Source organism: Luteolibacter arcticus (genome assembly GCF_025950235.1).
In the GTDB taxonomy this organism is placed as follows: domain Bacteria; phylum Verrucomicrobiota; class Verrucomicrobiia; order Verrucomicrobiales; family Akkermansiaceae; genus Haloferula; species Haloferula arctica.
Genome location: NZ_JAPDDT010000001.1, coordinates 1033878 through 1059612, shown reverse-complemented (window position 1 = coordinate 1059612; position 25735 = coordinate 1033878). Strand labels below are relative to the sequence as shown.

Genomic DNA, 25735 nt, shown 5'->3' with positions numbered 1-25735 from the left:
TCTGATTCATCGCGGTCCCACGTCCCATGACATTGTTCTCAGACCTGAAATTTCCAGCCGCCGACTTACTGGGTTCCCGGTGGCTGGCCCAAGCGCTCATTGGCGTATTGTCCCGGTGGGCTAGGAGGTCTGCCTTGCTCGCCATCTGTGGGACGGCGTCAATGGGTGCCGATGGCCCGGGTCTGGACAGCCGCTCCTATGCGCCCAATCAAGTCGGCACGATCCTCTCCTTCGCGGACACCGGAGCGGCGATCAGCGGGGTTTCGATGCATCGTGGCTACCTGATCGTGCCGATGGGTGCGGACCACGGCGGCGGGCTCGGCGCAGGCTGCCTGACGGTCTTCGATGTGAGCGACCTGAGCGCTCCGGCGGAGGTCTTCGATTCGCGCGATGAACCGGCTCGGTATCAGACCTCGTCGTCGCCGGATTACTTCGGCGACTTTGCCGAGATGCACCACCTTTGCACGGCCGGCGATTTGATGCTGGTGTCGGAGCGGCATGGGTCGAATGGCGGCTTCTCGATCCTCGATCTCGGGCCGCTTTACGACGAATCCGCGGCCACCAAGCCGGCGATCGTCAGCCGCTACATCTATCCCGGTGGCTCACCGCCTTCGAACTACGACGGCTACTCCTTCGCGCCTGCCTGGCAGGGCTCGCGCTATGTCTTCGCGCCGACCGGCAGCGGCGGGCTCTACGTGGTGGACACCTCCGATCCGGAGAATCCGGTCCTGCTCCGCCACATGCCGAGGTCCGCGCTTTCCAACATGACGCTGCGTTCGGCGACCGTGATCGGGAATCTGCTCGTTCTGAATGCGGCGGCACTCGAATCGACCTTCAGCGCGCTGGTGATGGACGTGAGCGATCCTTCCGATCCAAAGCAGGTCAGCTCTTTCTCGGGGCCGCTCGGCTATCAAGGATTCGTCTATGGCGGCAGCTTTTACGGCCTGGGCAAGCCGCTCATCCGCCATGATTTCTCGAATCCGCAGAACATCGTGGCGACCACCTTGGCCTCCGGGTCCACCCTCGATCTGCTGGACCGGCAGGAGTATGGCTTCGGCAAGGACGAGCACCTCTACATCGGGCACTACCCGGGCGGCACCAAGTGGCTGCTTGCCGGAAACACGGCCAGCTTCGTGAACCGCGTGGATTCCGGTATCGTGCCCGCGGATGATCACGCCTTCATCACGCCGCTAGGGAACGTGCTGGCGATCACGACCGACCACAATAATCCGCGCAAGCTGACCTTTGGGGTTCATGACGCCGTGAAGGATACCCGGCCGCCGGTGCCTAATTTCCACTCTCCCTCGAGCAATGCCACCAATGTCAGCCTGACTTCACGCGTCGGCGTGTGTTTCACCGACTTCATCGATGCCGGGACTGCGGACACGAACAGCTTGCGGGTTCGCGTGATGGGTCAGCAGACTTCGATACCCGGCAGCTTGAGCGTAAAGGAGGGCATCGTGAACTTCGCACCCGCTGCCAATCTCGCGCCGGATACGACCTACGAGGTCTTCCTCGCTGCGGACGGACTGCGGGACTATGCGGGGAATGCGATCCCGGCGGATTCGGTGGTGTTCCGCTTTTCCACCGGTCAGGTCGTCAGCGAGTATGCGACGACCGTGGAGACCGGGACACCGGCGGTGACCGGGTCCACGGTGAGCCTTCATTTGGAGGTGAACAACATCGGCGGCCAGCCGCTCGAGCACTCGTGGGACTTCGGGGATGGTTCTCCTACGACGGCCTACGCCGCTGCCGTGGATGTGTCCCACACCTATGTCACTCCGGGCAATCATGTGGTCACGGTGCGCACCCGCATGACGGGGCAGACCTATTCCACGGCGGCGAGCAATGTGCAGGTGATCCACCGCCCGATTCCAGCGGAGGGGCCGGTGAGAAGCTCGACGATCGCCTTCGACGCCGCCAATGGCGTGGTGTGGACGGTGAATCCGGACAACGACTCGGTGACGGGAATTCGCACCAGCGACAACACACGCATCCACGAAGCCGGGGTGGGGGATGATCCGAAGGCGCTCGCACTTGCATCTAACAACACGCTGTGGATCGCGAATAAGAAGTCGGGATCGCTCTCCGTGCTGAACCGGACGATCGGAGCGGTGGTGGCGACGTATCCATTGCCGGCAGGTTCTTCGCCGCATGGCGTCGTGGTGCATCCGTCGCTGCCACGCGCCTATGTAAGCTTGGAGAGCCCCGGCCAAGTCGTGGAGATCGACACGGCGACTGGAGCGATTCTCCGCGCGGCGAATGTGGGTGCGTGGCCGAGAGCGCTGGCACTCGATCCGCTCGAAGGGACGCTGTGGGTCAGCCATTTCATTTCCCCGGAGGACGCGGGGAAGGTGACTGCGATCGATCTGGCGGGCTTCACGGCGGAGTCGGTGGTCGATCTTGCCCCGGTGCTCGATCCCGACACGGCGAGCGGCGGCATGGGGCTGCCGAACTACCTCGGCTCACTGGCGATCTCGCCGGACTACAGCCACCTCTACGTGCCGGCCAAGAAGGACAATATTTTCCGCGGCACGCGGCGCAATGGTCAGGACCTGACCTTTGAGCATGCGGTGCGCAGCATGGCCTCGAGCATCAGCCTGCCGGATCGCACCGAGTCGGTGAGCCGGCGGCTGGACTTTGATAACAGCGACTTCGTGACCTCGCTGGTCTACAGCCCGCAGGGGAACCAGGTGTTCTTCGTTTCCAGCGGCTCGTCATTCATCTGGGTGATCGATGCCTATGGCGGCGGGAGTCCTTTCTCGATCGGCACCGGCGGGCTGGCCCCGGATGGGCTGGCGATCAGCCCGGACGGATCGCGGCTCTACGTGCACAATTTCATGTCGCGGACGGTCACGGTGCTCGCGACTTCCACGGTGTGCTCCGGCTTTTGCGGGACCTCGCCGCTCAAGGCGATCGTGCCGACCGTGACGACTGATGCGCTGCCTGCCGATGTCCTGCTCGGCAAGCAGATCTTCTATAACTCGGAAGACCCGCGACTGTCCTCCGACAGCTACATGAGCTGCGCGAGCTGTCACCTCGATGGCGGTCATGATGGCCGCGTGTGGGACTTCAGCGGGATGGGCGAGGGCTTTCGCAATACGATCGATCTAACAGGGCGAGGCGTAGGCCACGGGCCGATCCATTGGTCCGCGAACTTCGATGAAGTTCACGATTTCGAGGGGCAGATCCGCGATCTCGGCGGTGGCTCCGGATTGATGAGCGACGCGGACTTTAACTCCAGCAGCGTGTCGCGTCCGCTGGGTCAATCGAAGGCGGGCTTCAGTACGGAATTGGATGCGCTGGCGGCTTACGTCGGCTCGCTGACCACCGTGGGACGCAGTCCCTTCCGTGAGGTCGATGGCTCGCTCTCGGCGGATGCGGTGCTGGGCCGCGAGATCTTCCGGCAGGAGAACTGCGCGTCCTGTCATGGCGGGACGGCATTCACCGATAGCGTCAGCCTCAGCCGCCATGACGTAGGCACTTTCACCTTGAATTCCGGGGGGCGACTGGGCGGGACCTTGGATGGCCTAGACACGCCGACGTTGCGGGGATTGTGGAGGACAGGACCGTATTTGCACGATGGCTCCGCGCCCACGATTCAGGCCGTGCTGATCGGTCGGGACATCAGCGGTCGCCACGCGCATTTGTTTCATCGCACGGGCACGGAGATCGGCCAGCTCGTGGCGTATCTGATGCAGATCGATGATCTCGAAGCGACGGCCCCGGGGGCCGGGAGCAATCCGCCGCCGGTGATGACGTCGCCGCCGCGACAGGTTTCCACGATCCAACAGCCGGTGAATCTGCCCATCGCGGGCTCGGATCCCGGTGGCGGGCCGGTAACGTTTTACGCGAGTGGACTGCCCGATGGTTTGTGGATGGATGGAACGACCGGGATCATTTCCGGCGCGCCGTCCACCGTGGCGATTTATACGGTGCACGTTTCGGCTCGCGATGCGGGTGGGGCCTCGGTGGCCTCCACCTTCGAGTGGGAGGTGATGCCCTACGCCTCCGTGCCACCCTCGGACCCGGCGGAAGCGGGTGAGTTCCGCTACGTGAAATTCGTCTCTCTCTCGACCCACGACAATTCGCTCTGGTCGGTGGTCTCCGAATTCAACGTGCTGGACGGCAATCTCCAGGCGATGAACCGAGCGGGCTGGGTGGTCACTGCAGACAGTGAGGAAACGGCCAATGAGAACGGCCGGGCGACCCGTGCCTTCGATGGTCTCTCGACCACCTTCTGGCACACGCGGTGGTCCGGTGGTAACCCACCGCCCCATCCGCACCAACTGGTGATCGACATGCTTTCCACCCGTGCGGTCGGTGGCTTCTCGATTGCCCCGCGGCAGGATGCGGTAGGTGGCCGCGTGAAGGATTGGGAATTCTACGGCAGCAATGATGGTGTGACTTGGACACCGGTCTCAACCGGCACGTTGGCATCCACCTACAGCACTCAGGAGGTGGAGACGCTGATTGAGGAAGAAGAGACGGGCGGCTACCGTTACGTGAAGTTCGACGCGCTGACTCCTCACGAAGGGTATTTGTGGTCGGTGGTTTCGGAGTTCAATGTGCTCAATGCGAACGGCCTGCCGCTGAACCGGACGGGCTGGGTGGTGACGGCGGATAGTGAGGAGACGGTGGGCGAGAATGGCCGGGCCAGCCGCGCCTTCGATGGTTCCTCTTCTACCTTCTGGCACACACGGTGGTCGGGGAGCAATCTGCCGGACTACCCGCACCAACTCATCATCGAGATGCTGTCGCCGCAGCAGGTCGGTGGCTTCAGCATCGCGCCGCGGCAGGATTCCGCGTCCGGCCGAGTGAAGGACTGGAGACTCCATGGCAGCAATGACGGCGCGACTTGGACGCTGTTAGGGACGGGCTCGCTTGCGTCGACCTTTGGCACCCAGAACCGGTTCATTGGCGGCGCTCGCGGGCATATCTCTCATGAAACATGGAGCGGCATCAGCGGCGGAACGGTGGAAAGCCTTCTGGATCATCCTGACTACCCGCACTACCCGGCCAGTGTCCAACTGAGATCTTCGTTCGAAGCCCCGGCGAACGCTGGGAGTTCCTTTGGATCGCGGATGCGTGCCTACCTGATCCCTCCAGTCACCGGGACCTATCATCTGTGGATTGCCAGCGACGATGACAGCGTGCTGCGGCTGAGTCCCACCTTTGAGGAATCGCGTGCGGTTCAGATCGCCAGCGTTCCAGGAGCGACGAACGCGCGGGAGTGGACCAAGTATGTCTCGCAGAAGTCCGCGGCCCTCGAACTTGTGGCCGGGCGGCTCTACTACATCGAGGCGCTCCATCGCGAAGGAGCCGGGAGCGACCACCTGGCCGTCGGTTGGACGGGTCCGGGCATTGCCAACCCGACGGTGATCGCAGGCCAGCATCTGATGCCGGTCGGAGTGGTTTCACTCCCGCAGCCACTGGAAACGGAGAATGCATCGCCGGTATTTGTGGTCGCCGAAGGCTCACTGCCGGGCACACCGGTCGGCACCGTTCACGCCATCGATCCGGCATCGGGAGAGCCACTTGCCTACCAGATCACCGGTGGAAATGTGGAAGGGCGGTTTGCCATCAACAGTGCTTCGGGTGCGATCACGGTGGCCGGTGAGATCGACTACGAGGCGAAGCCGCAATACCAGCTTACGGTCACAGCCCGGAATGACGCGGACGAGGCGATTTCATTCCCTGTAACGGTAACTGTTTCGAACTTGCTTGAGACGAATGAGGAAGCGGTGCGCATGTCATTGACCGGCACCGGCGGAATTTTTGAAGGTCACGGGAATCCGGCGTTGATCGGCTTCGCGAGCGATCCGGATGGAGATGGCATCGCCAATGCCTTCGAGGTCTTCTTCGGCGGAAATCCCGATCAGAACGATGCGCCTCGGCCGATCCGCTTCGTGCCGGTCGAGATGGAAGGTGAGATCCACATGGCCTATGAATTCGAGGTGACAGTGTCGGCCGCGGAAAGCTTGAGCTTCCACTGCATGGGTAGCTCCAATTTGGAAAGCTGGAGCCCGCTGGCCAGGGAACCGGAGGTCATCGCCGAAGCTGGTGGCCTGCGCACTTACCGCATCGTGGATGACGAGCCCTTGACCGAAGGCGGACGGAGGATGATGAGGATTGCGATCGAGCCGAATGAATAGCGGGGCGTATTCGCCTTTACCCGGCCGGGTACTTTTCAAACTTAGGCAACGCGGGATCCATGGTATCCCAAGGAAGGGCATCGCAGGTCCAGACATCGGCCTGCGGCGTGAACCAGCTCGGATCGTCGAGGCTCGCGGTCCGGATTGCGACGAATTGCGGGACCGCGTCCGGCTTGACCGCGACCGGCGATCCGCAGTCCGAGCAAAAGCCCCGGCGGGTCATGCCGCCCGCCTCGCTGGGCGAGGCATGGAAGCGGGGCGTGCCTTGCAAGAGCTTGAAGGCTTCCGTCGGCACGATGACGAACGCCGAGAACGGGCCGCCGCTGGCCCGCTGGCAGTCCCGGCAGTGACAGTGGAGCATCATCACCGGTTCGGCGGTGGATTCGTAGCGAATCGCGCCGCAAGCGCATCCGCCGGAGAAGGGTAGGGTCATCGTAGCCATGTGAATGTGTTTCGTGGTTCAATGAGGCAACGAACCAGCGGGCGATGTCAGGACAACTTTTTCGACCAGGGTTTTGGCAAAGGGGAATGGCATTCGATTCCACGCGCCATACTTCTTCAGGTGCATTGCCAGAGGAAACGGCCTTCGGTCGCGTTGGAATCGATGAAAAGATAGCCCACGCCATTGTCGCCGAAGTCGATGTGGAACGGCACCTCGGTAGTGTCGAATTGGAGGAGGAGATGCCATGTTCGCAGGTCATCCGGGAACTGTTCGGCCTGCACGAAGCCCGGTATTCCCCCGATCTTGTGGCCACCGCTTTGGCTTAGATAGGACTCTTGGTCCTCGTCGGGGAGCTCGAGAATCTCGCTGTCGGTCAGGAACGCAGGATCCTCGCCTTCCCATGCAGCGATGCCGAATTCAACCTCCTGAAGCTTTTCCATCTGCTCCGCACCCGCGCGGGGTTGGAGAGTAGGACCGGTCGCGACGCTCAAGAAGGGAGCGTCTGTCGTTCCGCTGGTCTGAAGAATCACCGCATTTTCGCCGCCGTAAGGTTCCGACGTCGCGGCTAGCAGCTCTTCACTATCCGTGACGAAGAGGTAGGCGATCTTCCTCGGCCCGGCAGGGAAGAGGTCGAGATGCGATTGGACCAGCGCATCCCGGTGGGCCGGTATGTCTCCGGTACCTGCGGGAAAGAGCGCTCGAGGCATCTCGATCTGGCAGATGAACCTCATTGGGGTGCCCAACTCCCTGCTGAGGGGCCACTGCGGCTCGTCGAGCCAATTTGGCTGACCACCAAATTTTGTGAGAGGATTCTCACCCGGCGCGAGATCCCTGAATTCAAAGGAGTGCTTGAAGGGCATCGTCAGTCAGCCTGTGTGCTCATGGTGGGTTAGGAAAGGATCACCATGCGACTGCGCTGCGGAAGAAAGAAGGCGCGGGTGGAGTGGCTTCCTCATTTCGCAGGCTTCTCCGTCTCTTTCAACACTGCGATGAATGAGCCGAAGGGGCCGCTTTCCTTCGCGAGGGCTTCGCCGGATCGCATCTGGCTGATGTCGCCATCGAGGAACAGGGCATCTTCGCAGCCGAGGCTGGCGAAGAGCGTCGCGAATTCATGGAGATTCGGATACTTCGGCGAGCGGAAATCGGTCATGGCGAGGACCACCGTGCCGTCGCGGGTCACGCCGATGCCATTGCGGTGGAGCCGGTTGGCGGAACCGGCGCGGAATTCCGGATGCACCTTGCCGCGTCGCAGCAGCAGCGGGCCGGACTGGACGGCGTGGGTCACCTTTACCCCGGCCGGAGGGTATTCGGTGGTGTCGATCACCGCGGCGCCCGTGTCTCCGATGAGGAAGATGCCGTTGGGCTTGAGGAAGAAGTTGCCCTTGCCGTCTCGGCGATTGACCGCGTGGAGTTCGCGGGTGTTCTGGATGAGCAGGCCGCTTGGAATGCCGCCGGGCTCGTAGATGCCGCCGTTCATGATCGTGTCGGGCGTTTCGCCGATGCCGGTGAGGTAGGCGTTTGCCTGAGGGAAGGTTTCGATCTGGCGTCCCTTGTCGTCCTTCCAGATCACGCGGACCTCGGCGGTTTTGGCGTGCAGGATGTGGTAGGTGACGCCATCGACGACCTTCTTTTCAGGGCCGGCGACCACCGGGAGAACGAAGGAGGAGAGAGCGATGAGCCAGCGGGTCATGGGGCGACTTTTGGTGCCAGGTCTGCGCCAGGCTAGCCGGGAATCATGAAAATCCGGTGAAAGATAGCACCGGTAGGCGCGCATGGGGGTGCCTACCTCTTCGGGGAGAATTGGGCCTATGAATTTAAGTAGGGTGCAATCGGCCTCCCACTGACGTAAACGCTCTTCACGCATGTTCCGCTTCCTGATCTTCGCCGGCTGCACTCTGGCCGCCACCGCCGCGCCGCGTTTCGAGTTCCGGGACGGCGACCGGGTGGCGTTCCTCGGCGATGGCTTCATCGAGCGCGAGCAGTACGAGGGCTGGATCGAGATCGCGGCGACCACCCGCTTTGCCGACCGCGCGGTCACGTTCCGCAATCTCGGCTGGAGCGGGGATTTGCCCGATGGAGCCTCACGCTGCGGGCTGAGCCTGTTGCAGGCCGGGATGGAACCGCCGGAGGAGGGGTGGCGTCAGTTGCAGAACCAGCTCAAGACCTACCAGCCGAACGTGCTGGTCACGGGCTACGGCATGGCGGCCTCGCTGCCGGGCGGGCCGACGCCGGAGGAATTCCGGAAGGACTTCGAGCGCTTGCTGGATCAGGCGAAGGACATGCGGGTGCTGGTCCTCGGCGTGCCACCGCGTTTTCAAGGGCCGGGAGCGACGGACGACTCGGTCAAGACCCATCAGGCGTCGCTTGCCGCGATCGACGGAATCCTGCGTGAGACGGCGGAGAAGCGTGGACTGCCGTTTGTCTCGCTCCAGCCGCTTGCGACGCAGAAGGGAATTTCCGACAATGGGATCCACCTGAACTCGGCGGGCTATCGCGCTGCGGCGCGCTTGATCGAGAAGGAACTCGGTTGGGGCGCAGGCAAGTGGGAGCAGGGCAAGCCGGCCATCGCGCTGCGTCGCGCGATCCTTCGGAAGAACGAGTGGTTTTTCCACCGCTCGCGCCCGGCGAACATGGCCTACATTTTTGGCTTCCGGAAGGCGGAGCAGGGGAGAAACGCCGGTGAGATCCTGGCCTTCGACAAGCTGGTCTCGGAAGAAGACGCGCGGATCGCCGAGATGCGCCAGCTTTCCAAGGTGGTGCCGGAGCCGGAGCCCCGCACGAACTCCGCAGTGGCCGCCCGCACGCCACAGCCGCATCCGGAATTCACCGTGGCCGATGGCTATGAAGTCACGTTGTGGGCGGAGAATCCGCTGCTCTTCAAGCCGACCCAGATGAACTTCGACACGAAGGGGAGGCTCTGGGTCACGAGCGCGGAGACCTATCCGCAGGTCGAGGTCGGACAGACGCCAAACGACAAGGTGCTGGTGCTGGAAGATCGCGACGGCGATGGCAAGGCCGAGACGTCCACGCCTTTCGCCACCGGCTTGCTGATGCCCACCGCGGTGTTGCCGGCTGACGGGGGATGCTATGTCGGCCAAAGCACCGACCTGCTTTACTTCAAGGACACCGATGGCGATGGCAAGGCGGATGAGAAGCGCCGCGTGCTGAGCGGCTTCGGCACCGAGGACACCCACCACAATCTTCACACGCTGCGTCGCGGGCCAGACGGGAAGATCTGGATGAACCAGAGTATCTACACGCGCACCGACACCGAGACGCCGCATGGTGTGATGCGGCTGAAGAGCGGTGGCGTGATGCGCTTCGATCCGCGGACGAGCAAGATCGAGACGGTCTTCTATGGCTGGTGCAATCCGTGGGGCCACCAGTTCGATCGATACGGGCAGTCCTTCATTACCGATGGAGCTGGCGGCGGCGGGATTAACTGGGCCGTGCCAGGCGCGATGTACTTCACCTATGCCAAGGCACCGAAGACTCTGGATAGCATCAGCCCCGGCAGCTATCCGAAATTCTGCGGGCTGGAGATCATCGAGTCGCCGCACTTTCCGGCAGACTGGCAGGGTTCGATGATCACCTGTGACTTCCGCGCGCATCGCATCGTCCGCTTCGCCGTCTCTGAGCAAGGCTCGGGATACGCGGCGCAGGAGGTCGGCGATGTGCTGCGCACGAACAGCGTGAACTTCCGGCCGATCGATGTGAAGATCGGCCCGGATGGCGCGCTCTACATCGCCGACTGGTCGAACCCGATCATCAATCATGGCGAGGTGGATTTCCGCGATCCGCGGCGCGACCGTGAGCATGGACGGATTTGGAGGGTATCGAGGAAGGAGGCCCCCAAGACGCGCGCACTCGATCTTGCGAAGATGCCAGACGCGACCCTGCTTTCGGTAATGACCTCAGATCATCGCCATGAGCGCGATGCCGCGCTGGCGGAGTTTCTTTCGCGCCCGGGTTCGCAAAAGCGGAGCAATGTGATCGAGAAGTGGCACGGCTCTGCGAGGAGCGGTCGCGAACGATTGGCGGCGCTGTGGCTGGCCGAGGCAATGGACCGGAGAAGCCCGGCTCTGCTGGACCAAGTATTGGGCGACGAGGATGGAAACGTCCGGGCTGCCGGCGTGCGAGTGATCGGAGACTGGATAGCGGTGATCGGTCAGGACGGGGCCTTTGCCCGGCTGTCCAAGGCGGCGGCCGACGAGCATCCGCGGGTGCGTCTGGAAGCCGTGCGTGTCCTTGCGAAGCTGGACCGGCCGGAAGCCACCGATGTCGCGTTGCAAGTGCTGAAGCAGCCGCGCGACCGCTTCCTCGACTACGCGCTGTGGCTCACGGTGCGCGACCGCGGCCCGGCATGGTTGGCGGCGTTGTTAGACGGCAAGCTGCCGCTTGATGGCCGTGAGGCGGCGCTTGAGTTTGCCTTGGCCAATCTGCCGGGAGGGCAGGGGATGCAAGGCATTCGCAAGCTGATGCCCAATCCATTGCCGCGCGACGGTTCCGGTCCGTGGATCGGGCTGGCGGTGAAGACGGCGGATGCCGTTTTGTTAGAGGAGGTTTACAAGCAGGCCCTGTGGGCGGGTTTTGAGGCCAAGGTGACGGCGAAAGTTCTTGCGGATCTCGAGGCTGCGGTGGTCGGGCGGGGCGTGAAGCTTCCGGCCAAGGTCGCCGAACTGCGGACAATGTTTGCCGCCGAGGATCCCCAGGTGGTCGCCGCGTCGTTACGGTTGGCTGGTGCGCTCCGGGCGGCGGAGCTTCAGCCCGATCTCGCTGGCGTTGCCGCGAAGGCGGACCAGCCGGAGTTGGTCCGCTTGGCGGCGTTCGATGGGCTTTCGCAGTTCTCCGATTCTCCGGCGCGCGATGCGCTGCTGGCGGTGGTGAATTCAGAGGCGCCGGTTCCGCTGAAACGACGGGCCGCCCTGGCGCTCGTGAAGCATCATCGGTCCGACGCCATTGCTGCGATCCGGGCATTGTTGCCGGAGATGAACGATGCGGGCCAAGCCCGCGAGTTCTGGCAGCAGGCACTTTCGCTCAGCGGTCTCTCTGCGGATCTCGCGAAGTCGTTTCGCGACCAGCCGCTCGATGCGAAGACCGCCGCGCTGAACCTGCCCGCGGTGCCGGACATCGACGAGCATGCGGGTTTGTTAGAGGTGCTGCGCGCGCAAGCCGGTGCCGCTCCCGGTGGCCCGGCCAAGGACTCGATCGAACGCCTCGTCGATCTGGCGACGGCGAAGGGGGACGCCGCGCGGGGTGAGCTCGTCTATCGGCGTCCGGCTCTTGCTTGTGCCACGTGTCACGCCGTCGGTGGTGCGGGCGGCAAGGTCGGGCCGGACATGACGTCGATCGGCGCCAGTGCGCCGCTCGATTATCTGGTTGAGTCGGTGCTGTTGCCGGGCGTGAAGGTGAAGGAGGGATACCACGCGGTAGTCATCGAGACCCGCGACGGTCGCACGATCATGGGCCGGCTGCTGAAAAGTGGCGGTGGGCAGACCGTGATAGCCGATGCCATTGGCCAAGAGGTCACCTTGGCGGATGAGGCCATCGTCAAGCGGACCGACTCCGGCAGCCTGATGCCGGCAAATCTGATTGGCAGCCTGTCCGATCAAGAGCAGGCAGATCTTTTCAAGTTCCTCTCCCAACTCGGCAAGCCCGGTGACTACGACGCGACCACGAGCCGAGCCCCGCGGGTCTGGGCCTTGCTGCCGGTGAAAGGCGACCTCTCCGCCGGTGCGGTGAAGGGAGATCCTTCGTTGCCATGGGCCCAGGTCAACGGTACGGTGAATGGTCGTCTGTTAGCCAGCGAAGCCGCTGCTTTTCTCGGTGACGCCAAGGAGGTTCTTGCGGCCGCGCGCTTCGAACTCGCCTCTTCCTCGGAGGTTTCGATCAAGCTGCCAGCGAATGCCTCGGCGGTGTGGATTGATGGAGTCCCTGTTGAGGGAGGGAAGGCCGCGTTGCCCTCGGGCAAGCATGTCGTCGTGGTGCGCTGTCAGCCGGATGGAAGCGACTTCCGCTTTGAGCTTTCAGCTGGAACGTTTTTGCCCGTCTGGTGACTCCGATGCTTTTGGTCGCTACGCGACCGAAGAGGTCGGGAATGCGGAAGCGGTCTCGAAAATGAAACGGCCCGGGACTTGCGCCCCGGGCCGTTTGGCACCCGTTGGAAGGTGACGTTTTGGCGGGCAAGCCCGCCTCCAGTCACAGAAGTTCGTTGAGGATGTTTTCCAGCAGCTCCTGGCGGCCGGAGGCGAGCACCGGTTCGGGCTGGCTTTTCACCCACTCGGTCAGTTCGTCGAAGCTGGCCTTGCCGGCTTCGATCTTGGCACCGAGGTCGGTATCCCAGGTCGCGTAGCGCTTCTTGAGCATGTCGCCGATGCGGCCGTCGGCGCGGACCGCGGCGGCGACTTTCAGGCCACGGGCAAAGGCATCCATGCCGCCGATGTGAGCGTAGAAGAGGTCGATCGGCTCGTGCGATTCGCGACGGCGCTTGGCGTCGAAGTTGAGACCGCCGGTGGTGAAGCCGCCCATTTCGAGGACCTTCAGCATCACCTTGGAGGTGCCGTAGAGATCGCTCGGGAATTGGTCGGTATCCCAGCCGAGCAGGGTGTCGCCTTGGTTGGCGTCGATCGAGCCGAGCGCGTTGGCCGCCATGGCGACGGTCAGCTCATGCTCCATCGTGTGGCCGGCCAGCGTGGCGTGGTTGGTCTCGATGTTGAGCTTGAAGTGGTCGAGCAGCCCGTATTCGCGGAGGAAATTCAGGCACGCGGCCGAGTCGGAGTCGTACTGGTGCGTGGAAGGTTCGCGCGGCTTGGGCTCGATGTAGAATTGGCCCGTGTAGCCGATCTTCTTCGCGTAATCCACGGCCATGTGCATCAGCGCGGCGAGGTGATCCAGCTCGCGCTTCATGTCGGTATTCAGCAGCGTGGCGTAGCCTTCACGGCCACCCCAGAAGGTGTAGCCTTCGCCGCCGAGCTTGTGGGTGGCATCCATCGCGGCCTTCACCTGCGCGCAACCGTAGGCGAACACGCGGGCATCCGGCGAGGTTCCGGCACCCTGCGAATAGCGCGGGTGGGAGAACAGGCAGGCGGTGCCCCAAAGGAGCTTTTTGCCGGTGGCCTTCTGCAGCCCGCCGAGGTGATCCACGACGGCGTTCAGCGCTTCTGTGGACTTGTTGAAATCGTTTAATTCCGGAGCGATGTCGCGGTCGTGGAAGCAGTAATAGTCGATATCGATCTTTTCGAGGAACTCGAAGAAGACGTCGGCGCGCTTCTTGGCGTTGTCCACCGAGTCGGAGTAGTCGTCCCACGGCATCACCGCGGTGCCGCCGCCGAAGGGGTCGGACAGGCTGTTACGCATCACGTGCCAGTAGGCGGCTCCGAAGCGCATGTGATCACGCATGGACTTCCCCTCGATCAGTTCGTCGGGGTTGTAGTGCTTGAACGCGAGCGGGTTCTTCGACTTCGGTCCTTCGTAGGCAATCTTGGGTATCTCTGGGAAGTGGGCCATGGGTGAGAGCGCCAATACGCGGTAAGCGGGGCGTCGTCCACCCCGGAATTGTGTATGTTTCCGATTTGGGTGTCGCCAAGATCAATGCGGTGCAACAGTTACACCGAAGCGGAAACGCTAAACCGGCGCTGCTCCGGCGACGTGGAAACTCAAGTCCCTCGAAAAAATTCCCTATAGAGATCCCACTGATGCGTCCGCTCCGCCTGATTTACAGCCTCTTTTTGGTGACATTCCTGCCATTGCAGGCGGATCCGGTGATCAGCGAGTTCTGCGCGAGCAACCAGAATGGGTTGGAGGACGAGGATGGCGATCGCCCGGACTGGGTGGAAATTTTCAATCCGGACGCGACGGCGGCGAACCTCACAAACTGGTATCTGACCGACAACGCCGACAACAAGACGAAGTGGCGGTTTCCGGCGGTTACGATCCCGGCGGGGGGGTATCTGGTGGTTTTTGCCTCGGACAAAAATCGCCGGGTGGCGGGTCAGCCGCTGCATACGAGTTTCTCACTGTCTGCGGGTGGTGAGTATCTGGGGTTGATCCGGGCGAACGGGGTGGGCGTGGCGTCGCAGATTTCACCGTCCTATCCGGAGCAATTCGGCGACATTTCCTACGGCACGCCGTCCAATATCGTGACGACCACGCTGGTGGCGGATACGGCGAACTGCCAATGGATGGTGCCCACCTCGGCGGCCAATCCGGCGGCGACGTGGACGACCGCCGGATTCAATGCGGCGGGCTGGAACAACGCCACGCAGGGGATCGGCTACGACCGGATCCCGACGGTCAATTTCCTCCCGGAGATTAGTGTCCCCGGAAACACCGAGGGGGCGATGTACAACATCCAGAACTCGTGCTACCTGCGGATTCCCTTCACCGTTCCGGCCGGGCTGTCGCCGTCGCTGCTGCGGCTGCGGGTCAAGTATGATGATGGCTTTGCGACATGGGTGAACGGACAGCCGCTGCTATCGGGGGGCACTCAGGTTCGGAGGAATGCCCCGACGCCACTGGCGTGGAATAGCCAGGCGACCCAGACCCATGAGGACCCCGCGGCGCTGGCATATGAAGACTTCACCGTCACGGAGAGCGCCGGCCAATTGATCACGGGGCAGAACGTGCTCGCCTTCCACGTCCTGAACCGGGGTGCGACGAGCAGCGATCTGCTCTTCCGGGTGAAACTGGAAGCCGAATCGCCCGGAGCAGGGACTTCGGCCCCGGCCTATTTCGCGGTGCCGACTCCCGGCGCGCGGAACCCTGGGTCAGCCGGCACGATGATTCCCCAGCAGGTGACCTTTTCCCGGGCATCCGGCACCTACACCACGAATTTCAACCTCACGCTGGGCGGTTCCATTTCCGGCCAGCAGATCCGCTATACCACGGACGGTAGTCTGCCGGGGCCTAGCTCCACGCTCTATAGCGGCGGCTTCCAGATCAATGGCAGCGCCCTCGTGCGCGCCCGGATCTATCATGCGGCGACCGGGGCGCTCGGCTTCGTGTCCGCGGCGAACTACGAGAAGCTGGATACCACCTTGTCCAACTACAAGTCGTTGGGCCCGGCTTTCAAATCCGCGCTCCCGGTCATGGTTCTGAACAACCGTGGCGGCGGAGACATCCCCAACGACAATATCGCCCGCAGCGCGCGGCTGCAGGTCTACGACCGGGATGGTACGGGCTACGCATCGCTGGCCGCCAGCTCGGTGCCGGCGCTCACGAAAAATGTCGGAGTGAAACTCCGCGGCAGCAGTTCATCCGGCTTTCCCAAGAAGTCCTATGGCATCGAATTCCTCGACGAGAGCGGGGCGGAGTCCGATGGGCCTTTGCTCGGCATGCCGGACGGCTCGGACTGGGCGCTGATCAGTTGCCACGACTTCGACCGCGCGTTCATGCGCAACGCCTGGATCTACGAGATCAGCCGCCAAGCAGGACGCTGGGCTCCACGCACCCGGCTGGTGGAAGTCTATTTCAATCAGGATGGCGATACGCTCGAGTATGCGGATTACCAGGGCGTCTACGTCCTCTGCGAGACCGTCCGCCGTGGCGATGATCGAATCGACATCACGGGTCTGGAACCGGCCGACATCACGACGCCGAACGTCACCGGTGGCTACATCTTCAAGGTGGATCGCAAGGACAGCGACGAATTCGCGTGGCGGACGAGCCGGTCCCTGCCGCTCGCTGGCACCGGCGGTGACGGGCTGGTGATCCATCGCCCCAAGCTGCCCGAGCTACCCACGCAGCAGTCGTCCTATTTGGTGAACTACTTCCAGAACTTCGAGAACACGCTGTTCAACGAGGCGTCCGCCAGCTTCAGCAGCAGGAACTACCGCTCCTACATCGATTCGACCTCGTGGGTGGACCATAACATCTTTTGCGCGCTGGCAAAGAACGTCGATGCCCTACGCCTGAGCGCCTATTTCTACAAGGACCGCGGCGGTGTGATGATGGCGGGCCCGGTCTGGGACTTCGATCGCTCGGCGAATTCCACCGACTCCCGTGACAACGACGCCTTCTCGTGGGTGGGCACGGGGGACTCGACCAACTATTTCACCTACGGGTGGTGGGAGAAGCTGTTCGAAGACGTTGAGTTCCGGCAGCTCTACGTGGATCGCTGGCAGGCCCTGCGTCGCGGACCGCTTGCCACCGCGAATTTCCAAGCGGTGTTCGACGGCTACCTCGCCGAATTCAAGACGGCCGATGCCGAGAACCCGGCGATGCGTGATTACGCGAAGTGGTATAGCTCGCCGACCTCGAACAACATCACGACGGAGACGGTCAACCTGAAGAACTGGCTGGCGAATCGAGCCAACTGGATCGACGGGCTGATGGCCGTTTCGCCCACGATCGTCCGTCCGCCCGGTGTGGTCACGGCGGGACAAACGACCACGATCACGGTGCCGTCCGGCACGACCGTTTACTACACCGTCGATGGCAGTGATCCGCGGGCATCGGGCGGAGGGCTCGCGCCCACGGCGACTGCCTACACCGGCTCTGCCATTTCGATTCCCTCCACCCGTTTGATCCGGGCGCGGGCCTATCGCTCCGGCAGTTTCGCTGTGCCTGCCACCAATTGGAGTGGTCCGGTCGAAGCGCTCTATCTGGTCAACGAGGCCTACGCGTCCGCCTCAAACCTCCAGGTCAGCGCGGTGAACTATCATCCACTCGAACCGACGCCCGCCGAATCGGGCGCCTTACCCGGCATAGAAGGTGGGGAATTCGAATGGATCGAGCTCAAGAACATTTCCGCGACGCCGGTGAATCTCGACGGCGTGAACCTGGTAGAAGGAATACCCGCCTCTGCGGTGACCTTGGGGCCTTTCACCCTTGCTGCTGGCGAGCGGGCCTTGATCGTGAAGAACCCGGCCGCCTTCACCTTGCGCTATGGCAACCTCGCGGCGGCGCGTATCGCAGGGCGATGGATAGGAAGCGCGAATCTCAGCAATAGCGGCGAGGAGATCGGACTGCTTGATCGCGCCGGTGTGCCGATCGCGAATTTCATCTACGGTGACGGTAGTAGTTGGCCCGGCCGTGCCGATGGGGCTGGCAGCGCCTTGGAATACGCCGGTAGTGGCAGCACTCTGGAGGACTACGAGAACCCGGCCAACTGGAACTCAAGCATGGCGGTCCATGGCAGTCCCGGCGTGAATCCGGCAGTGGCTTCGACGTCGGTCGTCATCAATGAGATCCTTGCCAATCCACTGTCGCCGGAGCTCGACCAAATCGAACTCCGCAACAACGGCGCGAGCCCGGTCGATCTCGGCGGCTGGTACTTGAGCAACGCCGGTGAAGCGATCACCGAGGACGATTACCGGCAATTCCGCATCCCGAACGGGACGGTCATCCCGGCCGGTGGCTACCTCGTTTTTGATGAGGCCGATTTCAATCCTAATGGTGGCTGGAACCCCTCGCCCGGCGCGCCCGGGGAAGGGGAGTTTTCGCTCGATGGGCATCGCGGCGGATCGCTTTGGCTCGTCTCGGCCCATCCAACCAGCGGGAAGCTGCGCCATTTCGAGCAGAAGGAAGATTGGAGTCCGTTGCTGCCCGGGACGTCCTACGGCCGATGGCCGGATGGAAGTGGAGCACTGGTTCCCTTGGCCACCTTCACGCCCTCCGCGGCGAACGGTGCGGCTCGGGTGGGGCCGGTGCAGGCCACCGAGATTCACTATCATCCGGCCATCGGCACGCCGGAGTTCGTGGAGATTTCCAATACGGGTGCCGCCGGTGAATCGCTCGCGGGGTGGACCTTGCGAGGGGATGTCGATTTCGATTTCCCGAGCGGGTTCACGATTGGGCCGGCGGAAGCGATTGTGGTGGTCGCATTCGATCCTTCGTTGCAGCCGACTCAGGCATCATCGTTCCGCAGTGAATATGACGTGGCGGCACCGGTTCGTTTGATCGGCCCGTGGTCGGCGGCGGACACGCTGGGCAATACCGGCGGAACCGTGCGCTTGCGCCGACTCGTGCCGCCGCCAGCGGATGAGCCGGGATTTGTCGGCTTGATGGTGGAGGATGAGGTGAACTACCTCGCCCAAGCTCCGTGGCCGTTCGCCGCATCCGGCACCGGTTCATCGATCCGCCGGACGGCCGTCCGCAAGCAAGGCAGCGATCCGACCGCGTGGACCGCAGCGACTCCGGGGCCGGGAGGCGGGGTGGGGGGCTATCACGCGTGGCGCTTGGCGGGCTTTGGCTCGTCACCCTCGGGTGAAGCGACGGCGGATCCCGATCGGGACGGGCTCGCGAACTTCGTGGAGTACTTGATGGGCAGTAGTCCTTCTTCGCGGACGTCGCTCGCTTCCGGGATCGATGCCAGCGGCTTGAAGTTCGAGCTGAACTACACGCTGCGCCGTGACCGGGATGATGGCGTGCTGTCCGCCTTCCAGGCCTCGGCCTTGGATTCGTGGCTGCCGGCGGAGAACGACGAGCTGATTTCCTCCGACAGCATTACCGAGCAACGCCGCGCGTGGTTGCCAGTTGGGGAGAAGGGTTTCCTCCGCCTTGAGACGACGGAAGCACCCTGAGCATTCCTACCTCCGGGCCGCGATCAATCCGTAGCGCGGGCTGAAAATCCACGCCAGCAGGAACAGCACGCCGAGCAGCATCACGATCACCGGGCCGGGGGCCATGCCGAGCGGACCGGACAAGAGCACGCCGGCTGCGGCACCGATGGCGCCGAGCGCTCCGCCCCCCCAAAAGAGCGCGGAGGTCCGGTCCGTCAGCAGCGAGACGGTGGCCGCCGGGGCGACCAGCATGCCGACGGACAGCACGCAGCCGACCGCTTGCAGCGAGGCGACCAGCGAAAGCACCAACAAAGCGAACATCAAGTACTGGATGAATCGTACTGGCACGCCCTGGGCTGCTGCGACGTTTGGTTCGAACATCGTGAGTAGCAGCGGTCGCATCAGCAGGTTCGCCACCAGCAGGGTGACGACGCCGATCCCGAAGGCCACCCAGATGTCGGCATTTCCCACCGCCATGATGTCGCCGAATAGCCAGTGCTCCAGCTCCTGCCGGGTATCCAGCCGTGGCAGCAGTGCCACGCCCGCGGCAAACGCCGTGGTATAGATCACCGCCAGCGCTGTGCCTTGCGAGACCCGATTGCCCCGCGCGACCGCGACCGAGCCGAGCCCGACCATCAGTGCCGCGAACAACGCGCCGACGAAGGCGCTGAACTGGGTCAACACTCCGGTGATCAGGATGCCGAGCGTGATGCCGGGCAGCATGGTGTGCGACAGCGCGCTCACCGACAGCGCATTGCGCCGCAGGATCACAATTCCGCTGAAGAAGCCGTTCGTGAAGCCGATCAGCACCGCAGCGGCGAGGGCGCGTTGGTAAAAGGGATTGGAGAGCAGGTCCAAGGATGACGGAGATTGGGAGATTGAGTGATTGGGAGAGTGGGGAATTGAGATGACGCGTTCCAATCAGAGTGCCGAAGCGCCAGTCGGCTGCGGAGCGGCCCGGTCTTCCCGGTCGCTGACGTGGCCGAAGGCGAGATCGATGTTGGCTTCCGCCAAGGCCTCGGCAGCAGGGCCGAAAGCAATCGGGCGGGTCTTCAGCAGCAGCGCCAAGTCGAACAACTTCGGCACGGTGGAAAGATCGTGGTGGGAGGCGATCACCAGCCGGCCCTCTTGGGACAACTTGGCTAACAGCTCACCGAGCTGCCGAGAGGCATTGCGGTCCAGCCCGGTGAAAGGCTCATCTAACAAGAGAACGTGCGCCTCCTGCGCAAGTGCTCTCGCCAGGAAGGCGCGCTGCTGCTGGCCCCCCGAGAGTTCGCGGATCTGGCGTTTCTGGAGATCGAGCAAATCCAGCGAGGCCAGCGCGGTATCGACGGCGGCATCGTCCTCGGGCCGGAAGCGCCGCCACATGCCGGTCTGCGGATAGCGCCCCATTTCCACCAGACCGCGGACGGTGATGGGAAAGGACCAGTCCACTTCCTCCCGCTGCGGCAGGTAAGCGAATTCGCGCGACCAGCGCTTCACCGCGCTGCCGCGCCAGCGGATATTGCCACCGGTGCGCGGGACGAGGCCGGCGATGGCCTTGAGCAGCGTGCTCTTGCCCGCGCCATTGGGACCCACCAGCGCGACGCGGTTGCCGCAGGAGGTGGCGAAGGAAACGTCATCGAGCGCCAGCGTATCGCGGTAGTAGACGCGCAGCGAATCGATCACCAGCTCGTGGTGATGCGCGTGATGGGCGCAGCAGTCGTGGTGCTCGTGGCTCATGGTTCCCAGAGGTCGTCGATGTTGCCGGGCGCACTGAAGACATGCTCGCGGGTTTCCTGGCCGGGCACCTCAAAGCGCAGCTTGGCGAAACGATGGCCGGCGGCGGCCTCGGCCCACTCGACCACGAGGAAGATCGTCGGCTTATCCGCGGAGAGCGCGAGCTTTCCGGTGAGCGGACCGGCCGTGTTTTCAAAGGTCAGGGGAGGGCCGCCGGCTTCAAGTGTCACGCGTTTCGCCGTGCCGGAGAGTAGCAGGTCAAAGGTGGCGGGGCGGATCGCGGACGATTCAGGCTCGTCCTGAGGCACCGAGGTGACGGTCGCTTGTGTCGCCGCGGGCGCTGTCAGCCGGGCCAGCCCGATGCCGGCCAGCAGCAGGGCGACTAGAACGGCCAGAGTTCGCAACAGAGGTGAGCCACGCATCGTCGCCGGAATCCTTCACGCGGAAAGGTCGCAGATGCAAGCGATTTGCGATATGGGTTACTCGCCGAAGGCCGTAAGCAGCGCTTCCACCTTCTCGAAATCCTTCACGCCGGGGCTTTCCTCGGCTCCGGAGGCGACGTCGAGAGCGGCGGGGCGGACGGCGGCGATCGCTGCGGCGGCGTTGTCGGGGGTGATCCCGCCGGCGAGGATGACCGGTAGCTCCTGATTCTCCTCCACAAAGCGTCGCGCCAAGGTCCAGTCGATTGTCTCGCCGGTGCCGCCGTAGACGCCGGGCGCGTGGGCATCGAGCAGGATGCCATCGGCACCGAATTCGTGGGCACGCTGCAAGTCGCCCAAGGCACGCACGCCGAGGGCCTTGATCACCGGAATGCCGGCCTCTTTCAGGCGGACCACGTCATCGGGCGTCTCATCGCCATGGAGTTGGACAACGTCGATCAATCCCTCGCGGAAAAGACGGGCGGGCAGCTTGAGATCGGGATTCACAAACACGCCGACACGGAGGATTCGACCCTCGAGTTCCTTCAGGAAGCCTGCTCGCTCCGGAGCGAGGTAGCGCTTCGAGTTCGGCCAGAAATTCGCACCGAGGGCCTCCACGCCGAGTTCTGCCAGACGCTCGGCGTCCTTGGCGAGGGTCACCCCGCAGATCTTCAGTGAGGCTGCGGCAGGAGAAAGGAAGCGGTCGGGGCTCACGGGCGGAAGATTGGCGCGGGATGCCTTGCTGCCAAGCCCGTCCTTCGGATAGATGGGGGAAGTTTCGCCTGCATGGAGCCGGGGAGCTTTGAGGATCGTCGTTTGCCAATCCCTCCTCGCGGTGGATGCTTGGATCCCGGCCATGATGTTGCGCGTTCTGCTCACCTCCCTATCGCTCCTGCTGCCCCTGGCGGCGGCACCCGAGACCGGCTTCACTGCTCTCTTCAATGGCACGGATCTGACCGGTTGGACGAAGGTAGGCGGCAATGGCCAGTTTTCCGTGGAGGACGGCTGCATCGTCGGCAACGGCGTGAATGTCGGGAGCAATACCTTCCTCCGCACAAATCTGACCGCCTTCGATTTCGACTTTCGCTTCGAGATGAAGTTCGACGATCTCAGCGGGAACTCCGGCGCGATGTTTCGTGCGGAGTTGGTAAGCGGCAGGACTACCGGATATCAATGCGAGCACGACAATAGCACCAGCCGTGCGTGGACTGCCGGGCTCTATGATGAGGCCCGCCGCGGTTGGCTGTTTCCCGCGGGGGGATCGACGACCACCGAGGCGGCCCGCGATTTCACGGCGCAGGGCAAGCAGCTCTTCCGGGCGGACGGCTGGAATCAGATCCGGGTGCTGTGCCAAGGCAGCCGCGTGCGCATTTGGCTGAATGGCCAGCCGCGGTCGGACTACACGGAGACTAACACGCTGTATCTGAAGGAGGGCTTCTTCGCCCTGCAGGTCCACTCGGGGGCCTCGTGCAAGGTCCGCTGGCGCAACCTACGCTTCAAGGCCCTCTGAATTCTCATCCTCATGAAGGCTGCTCTTTCGCTCCTGCTTCTCTTGTCGCCGTCCCTGTTCGCGGATGATGCCTTGCTCTCGTTCGAGCAGAAGATCCAGCAGAGTGATGGGGTGGCGCAGGATGGGTTTGGCAATGCTCTCGCGGTTTCCGGGACCACGCTCGCGGTGGCCGCGTGTTTCGATGATTCTTCGGTGGGCAATGACGTGGGAAGCGTGTCGGTGTTTGTCCGTAGCGGCGGCACATGGGTCCTGCAGGTGAAGTTGATGCCTGCCGACGCGGCAGCAGGGGATCGCTTCGGCTCCTCGGTGGCGCTAGTGGGCGATACGCTGGTCATTGGCGCGACGCATGACGACGCCTCGGCTTCGGTGCTCAACTCGGGAAGCGTCTATGTCTATACCCGCAGCGGCAGCGTGTGGACACAGCAGGCGAAGATCACCGCGGCGGACGTGGCGATGGATGATCACTTCGGTGTCTCCGTTGCGCTTTCCGGTGAAACCGTTCTTGTTGGCGCGGAGAACAAGGGCAACGGTACTGGTGCAGCGTATGTCTTTGTGCGGAGCGGCACGGCATGGAGTCAGCAGCAGAAGCTGACTGGACTCGCGACCCAGCCGCATGATCGCTTCGGCTGCGCGGTGGCGCTCGATGGTGATGTTGCCTTGATCGGTGCGGAGAGTCACGACAGCGGAGGGCTGTCTAACAATGGCAGCGTGTATTTCTTCCGCCGCAATGGGACGAGCTGGAGCCAGCTATCCGCATGGAATGCTACTGACCCGGTGACGGACGGTTTCTTCGGCACGGCGGTCGCGCTAAAGGGGGGCAAGGCGATCGTTGGTGCCACCGGCGCGGATGGCTATGTCGGATCCGCTTATGTCTTCCGTCTCAATGGTTCCGACTGGGTGCCGGCGGAGAAGCTGGGTACGGCTGCAGGCTTGGCTTACCATGCCTTCGGCTGTTCGGTTGCCCTTTCCGGGGACCGCGCGCTGGTCGGGGCATGTCATTCCTTGGAACCCCTCGTGGTGGGAGAGGGTATCTACCATGCCGGTAGTAGCTGGCTCTACGGCGAAGGTGATCTCGCATTTGCGGCATTGAATCGCTTCTCAGCCGTCCACCCGTCGGCGCAGGGCGAGTTTGGCAGCTCGGTGGCGATGGAAGGCGATGCCGTCATTGTGGCCGATCCGGGAGAGAGCGCCGCAGAGGGCAGCGCGCATTCGTTTCGAGCCGTCGTCAATCCCACACAGCCGCAACGCTGGCGTCACTCGTATTTCGCGAACGTCGACAGTGCAGGCGATGCGGCCGATGACGCGGACCCGGACCATGATGGCGTGGTCAACTTGCTCGAGCGGGCCTTTTCCCTCGACCCGACCAAGAGTGGCGGCGTTGTGCCGGTGACGGTCGGGCAATCCGGCAGTCTCCCGGTGATGCTGTTGTCGGAGGAGGAGGAGGGGAAGCCGGTGCTGAGCCTGGAGTATTTGCGCCGCACCAACGTGGTGGACCACGAACTGACCTATGCGCCGCAATTTTCAAGCACCCTGGAAGAAGGGGAGGGTTCCGGTTGGTTCACGCCGGCCGGCCCGGAGGTTGTCACGCCAATTGATTCCTTTTGGGAGCGCGTCACCATTCGGGACATTCCGCCGACCGATGCGAGCGCACGGTTGGGCCGCGTGAAGGTGACGACGCCTTGAGATGGCCCACCGAGCGCCGCACCGCTTGGCCCAGGTAGGACGTCCGTGAGTCAACCGATGCGGATGGCCTTTTCCAATAACGCTTCCGCGATCTCGAAATCGACCGCAGTGCGGGCGTGGATGCGGCACAGTGGATGGCCTTGGTGGATGTGCTCGCCGCATTTCACGAAGTGATCGAAGCCCACCGCATGATCGACGCCGTCCGTCGCTCGGGCGCGGCCGGCACCGAGTTGCAAGGCGGCTTGGCCTACGAGACCGGCATCGACCTGCATCACCGTGCCGGTGTCCGAGGCGGGGAAGTCGCGGATCACCGGGGCGTGATGGATTTGCGAGAGCTTCGGCAAGTCGGCGGGATTGCCGCCATGAGAGGCGACGATCTCATCGAACTTTCGCCGCGCGCTTCCGTCGTCTAACAATCGCTCCAAGTCCTTGCGGGAGACCGGGGCGATCTTCTCGGAAAGGTCCAGCACCAGCTTGCGCAGGTCTGCTGGGCCACGGCCTTCCAAGCATTCCAGTGATTCGATGACTTCGAGTGCATTTCCCACCGCGCGGCCGAGTGGCTCGCTCATCGGGTTGAGGACGGCGTGGACCTCGACGCCCATTTCCTTGCCGACTGCGATCATCGAATCGGCCAGCACCCGGGCCTCGGCCTCGGTCCTCATGAAGGCACCCGTGCCGAACTTCACGTCCAGCACCAGCGTGTCGAGCGACTCGGCGAGCTTCTTTGACATGATCGAGGCGGTGATCAGGGGGATCGAGGGCACGGTGCCGGTCACGTCGCGCAGGGCGTAGAGCTTCTTGTCGGCCGGGCAGAAGCGGTCGGTCTGGCCCATCATCACGACGCCGAGCTTCTCTAACAAATCCTGCGCCTCCGGGATCGAGATGCCGACCTTGAAGCCGGGAATCGACTCCAGTTTGTCGAGAGTGCCGCCGGTGATGCCGAGGCCACGGCCGGAAACCATCGGCACCCATACGCCGGTGCAGGCCACGAGTGGGGCGAGGATGAGTGAGACCTTGTCGCCGATGCCGCCGGTGGAGTGCTTGTCGACGACCTTCGGGTGGCCGTCGCGGTGGTGGAAGACGTCGCCGCTTTCCAGCATCGCGCGGGTCAGCGCGGCGGTCTCGACGGCGTCCATCCCGCGGAAAAAGACCGCCATCGCGAAGGCGGACATCTGGTAGTCCGGGATTTCGCCACTGGTGTAGCCCTCGATCAGCTTGCGGATCTCTGCCGGATCGAGCGTTTCGCCCTCGCGCTTGCGGGCGATCAGGGTGGGGACGTGGAGTTTCATGGCAGCTGAGGCCCGGAT

General features: G+C 63.4%; 14 protein-coding genes. 5 read left to right on the top strand and 9 right to left on the bottom strand.

Translation table 11 applies throughout. The annotated features are described in order from the left end of the window. Window positions 1-134 precede the first annotated feature (134 nt). Window positions 135-6155 carry a discoidin domain-containing protein gene (locus OKA05_RS04390; protein ID WP_264485888.1) on the top strand — a complete coding sequence of 2007 codons (6021 nt, stop codon included), beginning with the start codon at window positions 135-137 and terminating at the stop codon, window positions 6153-6155. 16 nt (window positions 6156-6171) lie between these two features. Here OKA05_RS04390 and OKA05_RS04385 read toward each other — a convergent pair whose 3' ends face one another. The 3 genes from OKA05_RS04385 to OKA05_RS04375 form a co-directional block, all read right to left on the bottom strand. After that, the gene (locus tag OKA05_RS04385; RefSeq protein WP_264485887.1) at window positions 6172-6588 is read right to left on the bottom strand and encodes a GFA family protein; all 417 of its coding nucleotides are present in this window, start codon (window positions 6586-6588) and stop codon (window positions 6172-6174) included. A gap of 125 nt (window positions 6589-6713) precedes the next feature. Next, window positions 6714-7304 (bottom strand): DUF1963 domain-containing protein, encoded by a 591-nt coding sequence (locus OKA05_RS04380; RefSeq protein WP_343226938.1) that lies wholly within the window; start codon window positions 7302-7304, stop codon window positions 6714-6716. A gap of 245 nt (window positions 7305-7549) precedes the next feature. Then, window positions 7550-8287, bottom strand: a complete 738-nt coding sequence (locus tag OKA05_RS04375) for a phosphodiester glycosidase family protein (RefSeq protein WP_264485885.1) — start codon at window positions 8285-8287, stop codon at window positions 7550-7552. Window positions 8288-8459: 172 nt separating this feature from the next. On the opposite strand from OKA05_RS04375, the gene OKA05_RS04370 reads away from it, so the two are divergent. Beyond that, window positions 8460-12653: a PVC-type heme-binding CxxCH protein gene (locus OKA05_RS04370; protein WP_264485884.1), complete on the top strand. Its 4194-nt coding sequence runs from the start codon at window positions 8460-8462 to the stop codon at window positions 12651-12653. A 142-nt stretch (window positions 12654-12795) separates the two neighbouring features. On the opposite strand, the gene xylA is transcribed toward OKA05_RS04370, so the two are convergent. Next, window positions 12796-14103: a xylose isomerase gene (xylA, locus tag OKA05_RS04365; protein ID WP_264485883.1), complete on the bottom strand. Its 1308-nt coding sequence runs from the start codon at window positions 14101-14103 to the stop codon at window positions 12796-12798. Between the two features lie 188 nt (window positions 14104-14291). Here xylA and OKA05_RS04360 point away from each other — a divergent pair, with 188 nt between their 5' ends. Next, window positions 14292-19118 (top strand): lamin tail domain-containing protein, encoded by a 4827-nt coding sequence (locus OKA05_RS04360; protein WP_264485882.1) that lies wholly within the window; start codon window positions 14292-14294, stop codon window positions 19116-19118. A gap of 6 nt (window positions 19119-19124) precedes the next feature. On the opposite strand, the gene OKA05_RS04355 is transcribed toward OKA05_RS04360, so the two are convergent. From OKA05_RS04355 to OKA05_RS04340, 4 genes are all read right to left on the bottom strand, one after another. Then, window positions 19125-19955 carry a metal ABC transporter permease gene (locus tag OKA05_RS04355; protein WP_264485881.1) on the bottom strand — a complete coding sequence of 277 codons (831 nt, stop codon included), beginning with the start codon at window positions 19953-19955 and terminating at the stop codon, window positions 19125-19127. Window positions 19956-20018: 63 nt separating this feature from the next. Further along, a complete protein-coding gene (locus OKA05_RS04350; RefSeq protein WP_264485880.1) occupies window positions 20019-20819 on the bottom strand; it encodes a metal ABC transporter ATP-binding protein in 801 nt (266 codons plus the stop codon). After that, window positions 20816-21238 carry a hypothetical protein gene (locus OKA05_RS04345; RefSeq protein WP_264485879.1) on the bottom strand — a complete coding sequence of 141 codons (423 nt, stop codon included), beginning with the start codon at window positions 21236-21238 and terminating at the stop codon, window positions 20816-20818. Before OKA05_RS04345 ends, OKA05_RS04350 begins: the two co-directional genes overlap by 4 nt. 57 nt (window positions 21239-21295) lie before the next feature. Beyond that, the gene (locus OKA05_RS04340; RefSeq protein ID WP_264485878.1) at window positions 21296-21949 is read right to left on the bottom strand and encodes a phosphoribosylanthranilate isomerase; all 654 of its coding nucleotides are present in this window, start codon (window positions 21947-21949) and stop codon (window positions 21296-21298) included. A gap of 142 nt (window positions 21950-22091) precedes the next feature. On the opposite strand from OKA05_RS04340, the gene OKA05_RS04335 reads away from it, so the two are divergent. Both OKA05_RS04335 and OKA05_RS04330 read left to right on the top strand, forming a co-directional pair. Beyond that, complete coding sequence (locus OKA05_RS04335) at window positions 22092-22745, top strand: 3-keto-disaccharide hydrolase (RefSeq protein ID WP_264485877.1); 654 nt, start codon at window positions 22092-22094, stop codon at window positions 22743-22745. Window positions 22746-22757: 12 nt separating this feature from the next. Then, window positions 22758-24428, top strand: coding sequence for an FG-GAP repeat protein (locus OKA05_RS04330; protein WP_264485876.1), 1671 nt, complete (start codon window positions 22758-22760; stop codon window positions 24426-24428). A gap of 50 nt (window positions 24429-24478) precedes the next feature. On the opposite strand, the gene OKA05_RS04325 is transcribed toward OKA05_RS04330, so the two are convergent. Next, window positions 24479-25717, bottom strand: a complete 1239-nt coding sequence (locus tag OKA05_RS04325; protein ID WP_264485875.1) for a thymidine phosphorylase — start codon at window positions 25715-25717, stop codon at window positions 24479-24481. Window positions 25718-25735: the final 18 nt, after the last annotated feature.

Coding starts and splice junctions, on each gene's coding strand:
- OKA05_RS04385 (WP_264485887.1), bottom strand. CDS start 6,588: ATGACCCTACCCTTCTCCGGCGGATGCGCTTGCGGCGCGATTCGCTAC.
- OKA05_RS04380 (WP_343226938.1), bottom strand. CDS start 7,304: ATGCCTCGAGCGCTCTTTCCCGCAGGTACCGGAGACATACCGGCCCAC.
- OKA05_RS04375 (WP_264485885.1), bottom strand. CDS start 8,287: ATGACCCGCTGGCTCATCGCTCTCTCCTCCTTCGTTCTCCCGGTGGTC.
- OKA05_RS04370 (WP_264485884.1), top strand. CDS start 8,460: ATGTTCCGCTTCCTGATCTTCGCCGGCTGCACTCTGGCCGCCACCGCC.
- xylA (WP_264485883.1), bottom strand. CDS start 14,103: ATGGCCCACTTCCCAGAGATACCCAAGATTGCCTACGAAGGACCGAAG.
- OKA05_RS04360 (WP_264485882.1), top strand. CDS start 14,292: ATGCGTCCGCTCCGCCTGATTTACAGCCTCTTTTTGGTGACATTCCTG.
- OKA05_RS04350 (WP_264485880.1), bottom strand. CDS start 20,819: ATGAGCCACGAGCACCACGACTGCTGCGCCCATCACGCGCATCACCAC.
- OKA05_RS04345 (WP_264485879.1), bottom strand. CDS start 21,238: ATGCGTGGCTCACCTCTGTTGCGAACTCTGGCCGTTCTAGTCGCCCTG.
- OKA05_RS04335 (WP_264485877.1), top strand. CDS start 22,092: ATGATGTTGCGCGTTCTGCTCACCTCCCTATCGCTCCTGCTGCCCCTG.
- OKA05_RS04330 (WP_264485876.1), top strand. CDS start 22,758: ATGAAGGCTGCTCTTTCGCTCCTGCTTCTCTTGTCGCCGTCCCTGTTC.
- OKA05_RS04325 (WP_264485875.1), bottom strand. CDS start 25,717: ATGAAACTCCACGTCCCCACCCTGATCGCCCGCAAGCGCGAGGGCGAA.